At 53.5% G+C, this 12,755-nt stretch carries 11 protein-coding genes; 9 read left to right on the top strand and 2 right to left on the bottom strand.

The window, feature by feature from the left end:
- Positions 1–190: 190 nt before the first annotated feature.
- Together ACYVJQ_RS00445 and ACYVJQ_RS00440 are read left to right on the top strand one after the other, a co-directional pair.
- Positions 191–607: a hypothetical protein gene (locus ACYVJQ_RS00445; RefSeq protein ID WP_460891094.1), complete on the top strand. Its 417-nt coding sequence runs from the start codon at positions 191–193 to the stop codon at positions 605–607.
- A gap of 80 nt (positions 608–687) precedes the next feature.
- Positions 688–3,558, top strand: a complete 2,871-nt coding sequence (locus tag ACYVJQ_RS00440) for a FlgD immunoglobulin-like domain containing protein (protein ID WP_460891093.1) — start codon at positions 688–690, stop codon at positions 3,556–3,558.
- A 138-nt stretch (positions 3,559–3,696) separates the two neighbouring features.
- Here ACYVJQ_RS00440 and hemB read toward each other — a convergent pair whose 3' ends face one another.
- Together hemB and rocD are read right to left on the bottom strand one after the other, a co-directional pair.
- The gene (hemB, locus tag ACYVJQ_RS00435) at positions 3,697–4,677 is read right to left on the bottom strand and encodes a porphobilinogen synthase (protein ID WP_460891092.1); all 981 of its coding nucleotides are present in this window, start codon (positions 4,675–4,677) and stop codon (positions 3,697–3,699) included.
- Between the two features lie 276 nt (positions 4,678–4,953).
- Entirely contained in the window at positions 4,954–6,195 is a 1,242-nt protein-coding gene (gene rocD / locus ACYVJQ_RS00430; protein WP_460891091.1) for an ornithine--oxo-acid transaminase, read from the bottom strand.
- Positions 6,196–6,922: 727 nt separating this feature from the next.
- Here rocD and ACYVJQ_RS00425 point away from each other — a divergent pair.
- From ACYVJQ_RS00425 to rimO, 7 genes are all read left to right on the top strand, one after another.
- Positions 6,923–7,120, top strand: a complete 198-nt coding sequence (locus ACYVJQ_RS00425) for a DUF5522 domain-containing protein (RefSeq protein ID WP_460891090.1) — start codon at positions 6,923–6,925, stop codon at positions 7,118–7,120.
- A 110-nt stretch (positions 7,121–7,230) separates the two neighbouring features.
- The gene (gene rpmB, locus ACYVJQ_RS00420) at positions 7,231–7,470 is read left to right on the top strand and encodes a 50S ribosomal protein L28 (protein ID WP_181305142.1); all 240 of its coding nucleotides are present in this window, start codon (positions 7,231–7,233) and stop codon (positions 7,468–7,470) included.
- A gap of 45 nt (positions 7,471–7,515) precedes the next feature.
- Positions 7,516–9,099 (top strand): aminopeptidase P N-terminal domain-containing protein, encoded by a 1,584-nt coding sequence (locus ACYVJQ_RS00415; protein ID WP_460891089.1) that lies wholly within the window; start codon positions 7,516–7,518, stop codon positions 9,097–9,099.
- Between the two features lie 204 nt (positions 9,100–9,303).
- Positions 9,304–9,492 carry a 50S ribosomal protein L33 gene (gene rpmG / locus ACYVJQ_RS00410; RefSeq protein ID WP_062543030.1) on the top strand — a complete coding sequence of 63 codons (189 nt, stop codon included), beginning with the start codon at positions 9,304–9,306 and terminating at the stop codon, positions 9,490–9,492.
- 2 nt (positions 9,493–9,494) lie between these two features.
- Entirely contained in the window at positions 9,495–9,647 is a 153-nt protein-coding gene (locus ACYVJQ_RS00405) for a DUF4295 domain-containing protein (RefSeq protein ID WP_071887815.1), read from the top strand.
- A 109-nt stretch (positions 9,648–9,756) separates the two neighbouring features.
- Positions 9,757–10,719 carry a signal recognition particle-docking protein FtsY gene (gene ftsY / locus ACYVJQ_RS00400; protein ID WP_460891088.1) on the top strand — a complete coding sequence of 321 codons (963 nt, stop codon included), beginning with the start codon at positions 9,757–9,759 and terminating at the stop codon, positions 10,717–10,719.
- Positions 10,720–10,930: 211 nt separating this feature from the next.
- Positions 10,931–12,244 (top strand): 30S ribosomal protein S12 methylthiotransferase RimO, encoded by a 1,314-nt coding sequence (gene rimO / locus ACYVJQ_RS00395; RefSeq protein WP_460891087.1) that lies wholly within the window; start codon positions 10,931–10,933, stop codon positions 12,242–12,244.
- The last annotated feature ends 511 nt before the right edge of the window (positions 12,245–12,755 follow it).

Here is a 12,755-nt window from a genome sequence, read left to right as displayed (position 1 = left end):
GTGTCCCCTAAGCTCTTATAGGCCCCTAAAGATCCTTTTGTAACTGAGAAATGTAAAATAAAAGCGCTTTTAAGGCCTAAACCTTTGAGGGATATAGATATATTTGTTTTTATGTGAAAGAATGACCGCCCTGTTTCGCACTATTTTAGTTGTTCTCTTGTCTGTACTAAGCAATACGGCATGTAAACAAATGGCAGATTCGGGGTCAGGAAAAGCATCACCAGATACGCTGGGAAATACGGTATCTATAGGAAAGGCTGGCAGGACCAGACCGGCCCTTGCGGTGCCGGCACCCATTGCCCCTGGCACCGCTCAGGTAACCATTATAATTTCTGAGATTTTTGCCGTGTCAGACCCCAATGGCGCGCCTTGTGCCCAGGGCAACTGCCGGGCAGAGGCTAAGGTAGAAGCGGTAATTGGTTACGGCGCTGCCTTCCAGGAGGCCTTTGGCGAAGGACAAGTGATTAAGCTGTTTTTCCCTGTGGGCATGAAGTTGGCAGAGGAGGGAGGAAAGATAGAAGTCCAGGACCGCCTGGAGGTGAACCTGATGGCCCCCACGCCTGCCAGCGGTTGGTTCACCGTAAATTCCTTCAGTAAAGTAAAGTAGTACCTGCTCTCAGGGCAAAAGCAAAGCTCAAATTCCAATTTTAGTACCTATAGATAATATACACTTTTACTATTTAGTGCATGAACCGTACTGCTCCGCAGCGCCAATTTATTCTTTCTGGCCTCTTGCTCCTGGTTTTTGGGGCCATATTGTACTTCGCGGCGTTGGTGCCGGCGGTAAAACAACAGAATTCCCATTTTTCATTAGAGGGTTTGTCTGCTGCGGGAAAACTGTCCCGGGCAGAGCGGCTGCATAAGAAAGGCGCCATTGGCACCAAGGAAAAGCCAGAAGCCCGCGCCGATTATGAATTGGAGCGTCTGAAAGATCCCGCCACTGGCGTGATTCCTAAAGGCATACGGGAACTGGAACTGGCTTACGCTGCCACTATTCCCACCATGGAGCAAGTGGAGCGCATGAAGAACCCCTACGGGTTGTTTGCCAGCACTGCCTGGAACAGCCGCGGTCCCTACAACGTGGGCGGCCGTACCCGCGCCATGGCCCTGGACGTAGCCAATGAAAGCCACATTCTGGCCGGAGGCGTCTCTGGCGGCATGTGGCGCAGCACCAATGGCGGCAGTTCTTGGTCTAAAGTGACAGACCCCAACCAGTTGCAGAGCGTGACTACTATTGCCCAGGATAAGCGGCCGGGCAAACGCAATATCTGGTATTATGGCACCGGCGAAATTCTGGGTAACTCGGCGGGTAAAACCGGCGCCACGTACCTGGGCAATGGCGTCTTTAAATCCATTGACAACGGTGTTACCTGGAACCCGCTGCCTGCTACGCAAACCACTAACACTACTACCTTCAACAACGTTTTCCAGTACATGTACCGCGTGGCCACTGGGACCAGCACTACCCAGGATGAGGTGTATGCCGCTACGCCCGCAGCCATCCATAGGTCTGTAGATGGAGGTGCTACCTGGGGAATTGTATTAGGGGGCGGAGCCGTCGGGTTTTCTACCAGCTCCTATTATACAGACGTTACCGTTAGCCCTGCCGGGGTAAAGTATGCGGGCATGAGCCAGTTTACCTCCAACGGCACCTCCACTGGAGGTACGGCCCCAGTTAGGGGCGCCTTCCGGTCATTGGATGGCGTGAACTGGACCAATATTACCCCCAGTACCTGGCCCGCCACCTACCGGCGCATTGTTATGGATGTGTCTAAGTCTAACGAGAACATCGTATTCTTTTTCCTTTACACAGATAACAACGCTGCGGCCAAAGCCAACCTATGGCGGTATCAGTACCTGTCTGGCGACGGTAGCGGGGCCGGTGGCGAGTGGACCGACCTTTCTGCCAACCTGCCTATGTTGGGCGGTTCATCGGGTAACCTGGATCTGCAGGGCGGGTACAACATGGTGGTGAAGGTAAAGCCAGACAACCCGGAGGTGGTGGTGTTGGGCGGTACCAACCTGTATGTCTCTACTGATGGGTTTGCCTCTACCGCTACCACCCGTAAAATAGGGGGCTATAACCCAACCAACGCTAATTATTCGCTTTATACCAACCACCATCCAGATCAGCACGAGTTTATCTTTTATCCGTCAAACCCAGCAAAGGCCCTTTCCAGCCATGACGGGGGCATAAGCAGAACCAGTGATGTGCTGGCGTCTTCGGTGGCCTGGGAGTCACTGAACCGGGGTTACCAGACCACCCAGTTCTATACCGTAGCCATGGATCTGAACACCCAGGATGATTTTGTGGTAGGCGGTATGCAAGACAACGGAACCTGGTCTGTGAGTAACATAGACGCCACCACCGTGTGGGAAGAGGAATTAGGCGGCGACGGCTCTTATACGGCGGTCACCACGCACTCGCTCTTCGTGTCTGTGCAGAACGGCACCGTATACCGCTACATCTTTGATGACGCCGGCAACTATAAAGGCTATTCCCGCATAGACCCGCCAGCCGCTAAAGGGTACCTTTTCATTAACCCCTATTCCGTTGACCCTAACAACGAGTACAATCTGTACATTCCGGCCGGTGACTCTTTGTGGCGCAACCGCAACGTGGCGCAGCTCCCTACGGGGGGTACCCAATCTGCCCTGGGCTGGGAAGTAGTAGCCGATATCAATGACGGCGAAACGATTACGGCAGTGGCTGTGAGCAAGGTGCCGGCAAACGTAGTGTACTTTGGCACCAACAAGGGCAAAGTCTACAAACTACAGGATGCGGCCCCGGGGTATGTAGATGTGTCTGGTTTTGATTTCCCGGTTAACGCCAACGTGGGCTGCATTGCCGTAGACCCCCGTGATGCCAACAAGGCCGTGGTGGCCTTTACCAACTACCGCGTGGAAAGCCTTTTCTACACCACCAACGGCGGCGCCTCCTGGACCGCGGTATCGGGTAACCTGGAGGAATCCGGTAAATTACCCACGGTTGGCAACGGGCCGTCTACCCGATGGGTAACCATCTTGCCAGACCAGGGAACCGGCACCAAGTTTTTGGTAGGCACCAGCACAGGTCTTTACTCCACCGCTACTTTAGACGGTTCTTCCACCACCTGGATTCAGGAGGGCGGCAGCACCATAGGCCAGGTGCCTATTGATATGGTCATCAGCCGTACCACCGATAACATGGTGTTGGTAGGGACTCACGGGAACGGGGTATTCAGCCGCCGTTATTCTGGGCCCTTGGCCACTAAAGACGAAATAGAGAAAGTAACACAACTGGGCCTGCAGCAAAATTACCCTAACCCGTTCCGGCAGGGCGGTACTACCACTATTCCGTTTGCCTTAGACAAAGCCACCGATGTGAAATTGGTGATCTATGACCTGAATGGAAGAGTAGTCACCACCCTGGTAAACGGTAAGAAACCGGCCGGGCAGCACCAGGTTGTCTGGTCAGGAGTAGGGGCCAACGGGCAGATTTTGCCTTCGGGTACCTACCTCTACCAATTGACCCTAGACGGCAAGCGCTATACCAAACGGATGGCTTTCGTCAGGTAATCTGTCACGCTGTTCAAAAGAAAGGGGCTGAAGAAATTTCTTCAGCCCCTTTCTTTTGCGGGTAATTGCCAACGTGACTAAGTATGGTAATTCCTGTTTTGGGCCCGTTTTCTGAAAAAGAGGCTTAAAACGCAATCCTTACCGCTTTACGTATTGGGCAAACTCCTTGGCGAAATAGGTAAGGATAATATCGGCGCCGGCGCGCTTCATGCTCAGCAGTGTTTCCAGCATCACTTTCTCGCCGTCCAGCCAGCCGTTCTGGGAGGCGGCCTTCACCATGGCGTACTCTCCGCTCACGTTATAGGCGGCAATGGGCAGGCTGGAGTGGTCACGCAGCAGCTTAATCACGTCCAGGTAAGAGAGGGCAGGTTTCACCATCAGATAGTCCGCTCCTTCCAGGGTGTCCAGTTCGGCCTCAATTAGGGCCTCGCGGCTGTTGGCCGGGTTCATCTGGTAGGTTTTCTTGTCGCCGTGCTTGGGGGCAGACTCCAGGGCATCTCTAAAGGGGCCGTAGAAGGCGCTGGCGTACTTGGCGGTGTAGCTCATGATGGCCACGTGCCCAAAAGCGTGCTTGTCCAGCAGCTGGCGGATGTGCGCCACCCGACCGTCCATCATGTCTGAGGGCGCCACTATGTCGGCACCGGCCTGGGCCTGCGCCAAGGCCATCTGGCCCAGTACCTCTAAAGAGGCATCATTGATGATTTCGCCGTTGTCTACAATGCCGTCATGGCCGTCACTGCTGTACGGGTCCATGGCCACGTCAGTGGCCAGCATGATGTCCGGGAACTGGCGTTTCAGCTCAGAGATGGTTTTCAGGTACAGGCCTTCGGGGTTCTTGCTTTCCTGCGCGAAGCGGTCTTTTTTCTCCTCGGCAATATTGGGGAACGGCGCAAATGCCTTGAGGCCCAAATCCACGCACTGGCCTACCTCATCTACCAGCCGGTCAAGGCTGAAGCGCGAGATGCCGGGCATAGAGGCAATGGATTGGGAAACATTCTGGCCTTCGGTAACAAATATAGGGTAGATCAGGTCATTAAGGCCCAGGTGGTTTTCCTGCACCAGGTTTCTGATCACTTCTGACTTACGGTTGCGGCGTGGCCGACGGGTTAAATGGTTCATAGCAGCTTGGTTAGAGGAGCAAACGGTTTGTTGGGCCGCCTGCCGCTGGTATAACAAAAACGAGCCTGGAAAAGTGTGCGGTAAAGGGAAAATCCGTGTCCTTCCAGGTTCAGGCGCAAAGGTACGGCAATAGGTTTATTCCCGCTATCTTTTTATGACCGCCAGGGAGGTAGTCTGTTTTAAGCACGTTTTTGCGAAAGCAGGCCTGAAACAGAAAGAGCTGCCCCACCCAAAAGGAAGAGCAGCTCTTTCTGTTTCTAAAGATAATGCCAACCATTAAAACTCCTCCAGCGTCTTTTCAATAATGTCACAGCACTCGTTCAGCTGGTCCTCTGTGATCACCAGCGGCGGGGCGAACCGGATGATATCGCCGTGGGTAGGTTTGGCCAGTAGGCCGTTCTCCATCAATTTCACGCAAACGTCCCAAGCGGTGCGCCCGTCTGGAGTAGGCTGAATAACGACGGCATTCAAAAGACCTCTGCCCCGTACCAGGCTCACCAGCTCAGGGTGTCGGTCTTTGAGTTGGTTCATGCGGCTTCTGAAGATTTCGCCCAGGCGCATGGCATTCTCGGTTAGGTTCTCTTTCTGGATCACCTCCAGGGCAGCTACGGCCACGGCACAGGCCAAAGGGTTTCCGCCGAAGGTGGAGCCGTGCTCACCGGGTTGGATGGTGAGCATGATGTGGTCATCGGCGAGCGCCGCCGACACGGGTAGCACCCCGCCGGAAAGGGCCTTGCCCAGAATGAGAATGTCTGGTTTGATGCCGTCATAGTCAGAGGCCAGCATCTTGCCGGTGCGGCCAATACCCGTCTGGATCTCATCTACAATTAAAAGCACATTGTATTTGGTACACAGCGCTTTGGCTTTGGCCAGATAACCTTCTGAGGGCACCATTACGCCGGCCTCACCCTGAATAGGTTCTACTAAAAACGCGCAGATGTGCAGGTTTTCCTGTAGGGTCTGCTCCAGCGCCTCAATGTTGTCATAAGGAATGACTTTGTAGCCCGGCATGTACGGCCCGAAGCCGGTAGTGCTGCTGGGGTCTGTGCTAAAGGAGATAATGCCAGTGGTGCGGCCATGGAAGTTATGCTCTACCACCACAATCTCAGCTAAGTGCGGCGGAATCAGTTTCTCTTTATAGCCCCACTTACGGGCCAACTTGATAGCAGTCTCCACAGCCTCGGCACCTGAGTTCATGAGCAGGGCCTTATCATAGCCAAACAACTCACAGAGGTATTTTTCGGCGGGGCCGAGTTTGTCATTGTAAAAGGCGCGGGAGGTGAGGGTGAGCTGCTGGGCCTGCTCGGTGAGGGCATTAATGATATGGGGGTGGCAATGCCCCTGGTTCACGGCGCTGTACGCGCTCAGGAAGTCAAAGTACTGCTTTCCTTCCACATCCCACAGGAACACGCCTTCGCCACGGGTCAGGACTACAGGCAGCGGGTGGTAGTTATGGGCGCCGTACTTGTCTTCTAAAGCGATAGCCTCCTGGCTGGAAGTGATGGTGGAAGTTTCCATAGGAAATAGGGTTAAGGTTAGGGAAAGCGCGACCAATTCTCTCTTTCCAGATTTGAATTAATACGCAGGAACCATTGGTGGAGATAAAAGTAAGGAAATTCTTTGAGGGAAAAGTTGCCGGCGGTTTGGCCTGGGTGCAGAAGTAGATAGAGGTGATATATGTGGGCCTAGGAAGAGGGCAATGCGTAGGGCGATACGCCCCTACGTATGGATTGGGCCGCAAATCCCTGCTAGGTAAAGCGAGAAAGGCCTGCTTGTGTAAACACCCCCCCTTCGCCCCCTCAAGGGGGGAGTCTGCGGTGAATAGGCGGCTATAGCGTTTTGGTCCTGTTTTCCGGAAAACGTGCCTAGAACGCTACCCACCTTTATCCAATCCCCACTACGCATTCCCCCGATTCCAGTCTTTACTTCGAGCGCCTCGCTTGTGGCCCTGCAGGGGCTTTGCTAAGAATAAAAGGCAACCCGGCCGCAAGGGCAGTGCGAGGGGGAAAGACGGGGCCCCGCGGCCGTGAGCGCTCGGAGAGAAACCATGAAACAACCAAGCATAAGGACTAAGGCATTGCGCTCGCCACGCCAGCAATAGGCGGATTGACGAACACAAGCAACTTGTAAAGCAGCTTTTGTCGTTGGCCCCAAGGAGTACCAACAAAGACCTCAAAACACTTCTAAAAAGAAAGCAATCAAAACAAACCTTTCCTGCTATGCCTTTCCCCCTTACCTTTGCGGGATGAAAGCGAAACCGCAGCCCCTGGAGCCCGGAGACTTCTATTTCAATGAGCAGGAGTTGATGGTGTTCACGGCGCAGTACCACCTGAGAAGGGGCTTCTGCTGCCAGAGCGGCTGCAAGCATTGTCCCTTCGGTAGTAAGAAATCAGCCCCCTCTGGCCACCCAGATGAAAGCAAAAAGGGGGCTGAGAACGGGTAAATCGCTTTTTAAGAACACCTTAAAGAAAAAAGTTGCGGAGCGGGGTTGACATTCCACATCTTTTTGCGGATATTTGCATCCCTTTTGTAATAAACGATACTAACGATACAATGGCACGAGTTTGTGATTTAACCGGTAAAAGAGTGCAGGTGGGTAACCGCGTTTCGCACGCCAACAATAAGACGAAGCGTAAGTTCTTCCCTAACTTGCAGAAGAAACGCTTTTACATCCCAGAAGAAGATGCTTGGGTAACCCTTAAAGTTTCTACTTCTGCCCTTCGTAACATCACCAAAAACGGCATCTCTGCTGTTTTGAAGAAAGCAAAAGAAGACGGTTATATCGTTTACTAAGTTTCTGCCATGAAGGCTCTGCGACACCTTTGTTTAACATTGCTTGTGTCGCTGTCCCTGGGTGTGGCCGCGCAATCTACCGGCCCAGACAAACCCTCGGATTTCCTGGATAAAGAATTTCACCGGCAACGGAGAGAAACCCTGCGGCGACAGCTGCCGGCTCACTCCGTTGCCGTTTTCTTTTCCAACCCCATCAGAAACCGGGCCAACGACGTAGACTTTCATTTCCACCAGGATCCTGATTTCTACTACCTCACCGGCTACCGCGAACCCAACGCTGTCCTGCTTATTTTCTCAGACCAACTCATGCTTAACGGGGTGGCCACCGAGGAAGTACTCTTTGCGCAGCCCCGCAACCCGGAGCGCGAGTCCTGGACAGGAAAGCGCCTGGGCGAAGAAGGCGTAAAGCAACACCTGGGCATCACCCACGCCCTGCCAGCCACCAGTTTTGCCGGTTTTAAGCTAGACACGGCCGCTTTTGAGCAGATCCTGTTCATGGATCTTCCCCATGACCTCCGCAATGACCCGCGAGACAAAGCGGACCTATATGACCTGGTGGCGCAGTTCCGGCAGAAGGTAGGCGTGGCGCCAGGCCAAAGCTTTGATCACCAGCAGGCATACCAGATCATTAAGCTATATGATGCGCAGGCGGGTGACAAAGTACAGCAAGAGGTGCAGCGCCAAATGGCCGCTAACCCGGCGCTGGCCGACAATCCGTTTTTGAAAAGGTATGTGGCCGCTAAAGACGCACCTACCCGGGCGGCTGTGGTAGCCAGCCTTCCCAAAGAGAAGCTGAACCTGTCTGCCCTGGAAGATATCCTGGCGGAGATGCGGGAGGTGAAAACGCCGCAGGAGCTAAAGCTTCTCCGGAAGGCAGTGGCTATGTCTGCCATTGGGCAGGTGGAGGTCATGAAGGCCATGCGCCCCAACATGTCTGAGACTGAGGTACAGGGCATCCATGAGTTTGTCTACAAGAAGTACGGGGCTGAGTATGAAGGCTATCCGTCTATAGTAGGGGCGGGTAACAACGGCTGCATTCTGCATTACATTGAAAACGAAAAGCCAAAGCTAGGCAATGACCTTGTCTTGATGGACCTGGGCGCCGAATACCACGGCTATACCGCTGATGTGACCCGAACCGTGCCGGCCAACGGCAAATTCAGCCCGGAGCAGAAGCAAATCTATGAGCTGGTGTATGCAGCGCAGGAAGCTGGTTTTAAGGCCTGCAAGGTTGGCAACCCGTTCAATGCTGCCAATGAGGCCGCCCAAAGCGTGCTGGCCGCTGGCCTGGTAAAGCTGGGTATCATCCAGAAACCCGAAGACGCGCGCCGCTACACCATGCACGGCGTATCTCATTACCTGGGGTTAGACGTGCACGATCGGGGCACCTACGGGCCTTTCAAAGCCAACTCGGTCATTACCGTGGAGCCTGGTATCTACATCCCGGAAGGAAGTCCTTGCGATAAGAAATGGTGGGGCATAGGCGTCCGGATTGAGGACGATATCCTGATCACCGACAAAGGCTGGGAGAACCTCTCTGCCGGCGCCCCACGCACCGTGAAGGAAATTGAGGCCACCATGGCCAAACCCAGCCCACTGGACAATTTCAAGCTCCCGGAACTGAAGTAACCGGCAGGTAGCGCCTAGCACAAAACAAGGGTATCGGTGTAAGGCTCTTTTGTCAAAAACAGGCTGGAAACGGAGGGGGCGCTGATTTTCTCCGGCCCCTGAATGCCTGATTGTTATTTCGGGTAAGAATTTTATAATAAACCATTTGTAATTACAGGACTGGTCTTGTATATTTGCAGTCCTAAATAAAAAATCAACTTCGCGATGGCAAAGAAAGCTAAAGGCAATAGAGTTCAGGTGATTTTGGAGTGCACTGAGCAGAAAAACTCCGGAGTACCTGGCATGTCTCGGTATATCACTACCAAAAACAGAAAGAACACTCCTGAGCGTTTGGAGATGAAGAAGTTCAATCCTTTCATGAAGAAAGTTACCGTACATAAAGAAATTAAATAACCATGGCTAAGAAAGTAGTAGCAACCCTGAAGACCGCCACTGGTAAAGACTGGGCAAAGGTGATCAAAGCTGTTAAGTCTCCTAAGACTGGCGCGTACACCTTCAGAGAAGAGATGGTGCCTATTGACCAAGTTCAGGACGCCCTGAAAAAGTAATTGCTGATATCGCATTCATGATATACCTGTAAAAGTCCCTCCATACGCGGGACTTTTTTGGTATTTCCCCCTTTCACTCACCCTTACACCAAACCGCACATTTACCGCCATGGCACTTTTCGGCTTCTTCAGCAAAGACAAAAAAGAATCTCTGGACAAAGGCCTTGAGAAAACCAAGACCAGCCTCTTTGACCAACTCAGCAAAGCGGTGGTAGGCAAGTCTAAGGTAGACGAGGAGGTGCTGGATGAGCTGGAGACCGTTTTGGTACATGCTGATGTAGGGATTGGCACCACCGTCAAGATCATTGACCGCATTGAGAAGCGCGTAGCCCGCGACAAGTACGTGGGCACCTCTGATCTGGACAAGATCCTGCGCGAGGAGATCATGGCGCTTATGGAGGAAAACAAAAGCGGCATTGCCGCTGACTTCTCCCTGCCAGACACCGGCGGGCAACCGTACGTGATCATGGTAGTAGGCGTGAACGGCGTGGGCAAGACAACTACCATCGGCAAGCTGGCCTCGCAGTTCCACAAAGCCGGTAAAAAGGTAGTGCTGGGCGCGGGGGATACCTTTAGGGCCGCCGCCGTGGACCAACTCAAGATCTGGGGCGACCGCGTGGGTATTCCCGTGATTGACCACGGCATGAACACAGACCCCGCCTCCGTGGCCTACGACGCCGTGCGTAAAGGCGTGGAGATGGGCGCCGATGTGGTGATCATTGACACCGCCGGCCGTCTGCACACCAAGGTGGGCCTCATGAACGAGCTTACTAAGATCAAGCGCGTGATGCAGAAAGTGATTGACGTGGCACCGCATGAGGTCTTATTGGTACTGGACGGCAGCACCGGCCAGAATGCCGTAATCCAGGCCCGTGAGTTCACCAAAGCCACCGAGGTAACCGCCCTGGCCGTCACCAAACTGGACGGTACGGCCAAAGGCGGCGTGATCATAGGCATCTCAGACGAGTTCAAAATCCCCGTGAAGTACATTGGTGTGGGCGAGCGCGTGGAGGACCTGCAGGTCTTTGACAAGCGCGAGTTCGTGGATTCGCTGTTCTCCAAGAATAAGTAAACCGTTTTAGGCCCGTTTTCCGGAAAAGAGGCCCAAAACGCAAAAGGATCTGGCCCGGGTTGTCAACTTTGGGCAGGCACAGACCGGATGGGAAACATCCTTCTGGTATAGAAAAAGACACATTTCCAATTAATTGGGCGCAGACTAAACCAAAAGAGCCTGTTTGGTTGTTGCCCTTCCAGCAAAGACAACAGGCTAAAGTAGAAGGCACGTGAAAGTAAGATCCCTTAAACAAGACAAATACAACGTGATCACCCTGGGGTGTTCCAAAAACCTGGTAGACTCTGAAGTGCTCATGGGCCAATTGCAGGCCAATGAATTTGACGTGGTCCATGACTCAGAGAAAGATGACGCCAACATCATCATCGTGAACACCTGCGGCTTCATCGACAACGCCAAGCAGGAATCCATTGACACCATTCTGCGCTACGCCGATGCCAAAGAGGCGGGCGCCATAGATAAACTCTACGTGACGGGCTGTTTGTCGCAGCGCTACAAAGACTCCCTGGAGGCCGAGATCCCGCAGGTGGACGCCTACTTCGGGACCCTAGAATTGCCCCAGCTCTTGAAAACCCTGGAGGCTAACTACAAGCATGAACTCATTGGCGAACGCCTGATTACCACCCCCAAGCATTACGCCTACTTCAAGATAGCCGAAGGCTGTAACCGGCCATGTTCGTTCTGCGCCATTCCGCTCATGCGCGGCAAGCACGTAGACCGCCCCATGGAAGACCTGGTGCGCGAGGCTACCCGCCTGGCCAACATGGGCACCAAAGAACTGATCCTGATCGCTCAGGACCTGACCTATTACGGTTTGCAGCAGTACGGGGAGCGCAAGCTGGCCGAGCTCCTGCAGCGTCTCTCAGACGTGAACGGCATAGAGTGGATACGCATGCAGTACGCCTACCCGTCACAGTTCCCCATGGATGCCCTGGATGTGATGGCCGAGCGCTCCAACATCTGCAAGTACCTGGACATGCCCCTGCAGCACATCTCAGACAATATGCTCAAGACTATGCGCCGCGGTATCTCCAAGCGCCGCACCCTGGAGCTGGTAGATACTATCCGTCAGCGCGTACCAGACATCGCCTTAAGAACCACCCTGATTGCCGGTCACCCCGGTGAGACGCAGCTGGACTTTGAAGAAATGTACCGTTGGGTGGAAGAAACTAGATTTGACCGCCTGGGCATTTTCACCTACTCTCACGAGGAGAACACCCACGCCCACACCTTAGAGGACAACGTACCCGAGGAAGTGAAGCAGGAGCGCGCCGATGCCATCATGGAACTGCAACAAAGCATCTCTATGGAACTCAACGAAGCCAAGGTAGGTAACACCTATAAAGTGCTGTTTGACCGCAAAGAAAGTGGCTACTTCGTGGGCCGTACCCAATATGACTCTCCCGAGGTAGACAATGAAGTGTTGGTACCGGCAGACAATACCTATGTGCGCCTGGGCGATTTCGCTAACGTGAAAATCACAGATTCTTCAGACTTTGACCTGTACGGTGAAGTAGTGTTATAGGCGTTTCAGGCCTGTTTTTTGAAAACCGGGCCTAAAATAGAAAAGATAGAGAAGCCCTCGCAGAAATGGTTTGCGAGGGCTTTTTTGTGGATAAAGAATTTGCTTGTCCCTAGGATTGTCTGCTTTTCTATGGCTTTAGAAGCGGAGTTGTTTCATCTTCTCTCTCCGAGCGCTCACGGCCGCGAGGCCCGCCTTTCCCCCTCGCGCTGTACCCTCTCGCCTGGCCCCTCAGGGCCTGCCGCTGGCCGCGGCACCGGGTCGAGTGCTAGGCGCTCAGACGAAAGGCTGGAAATAGGGAATGCGTGGGTATGGTAAATAGCGTATGTTTAGATGGCGGTGGCGTTTTGGGGCACGTTTTTACAAAAACAGCCTTAAAACCCAGTTGAAGTAAATAACAGTAGTATCGCTTCTTCAAGGCAGACTCTCCCCTTGAGGATCGCCCAAACGAGAGTTTGAGGCAGCGAGCGAAGCTCTGCAGAGGGAAGTTTACATAGGAGAGCACTCAAGGAGA

The organism is Rufibacter soli (assembly GCF_054781795.1).
Note: the sequence above shows the minus strand (reverse complement) of the source record. Positions and strands in the feature narration are given on the sequence as shown.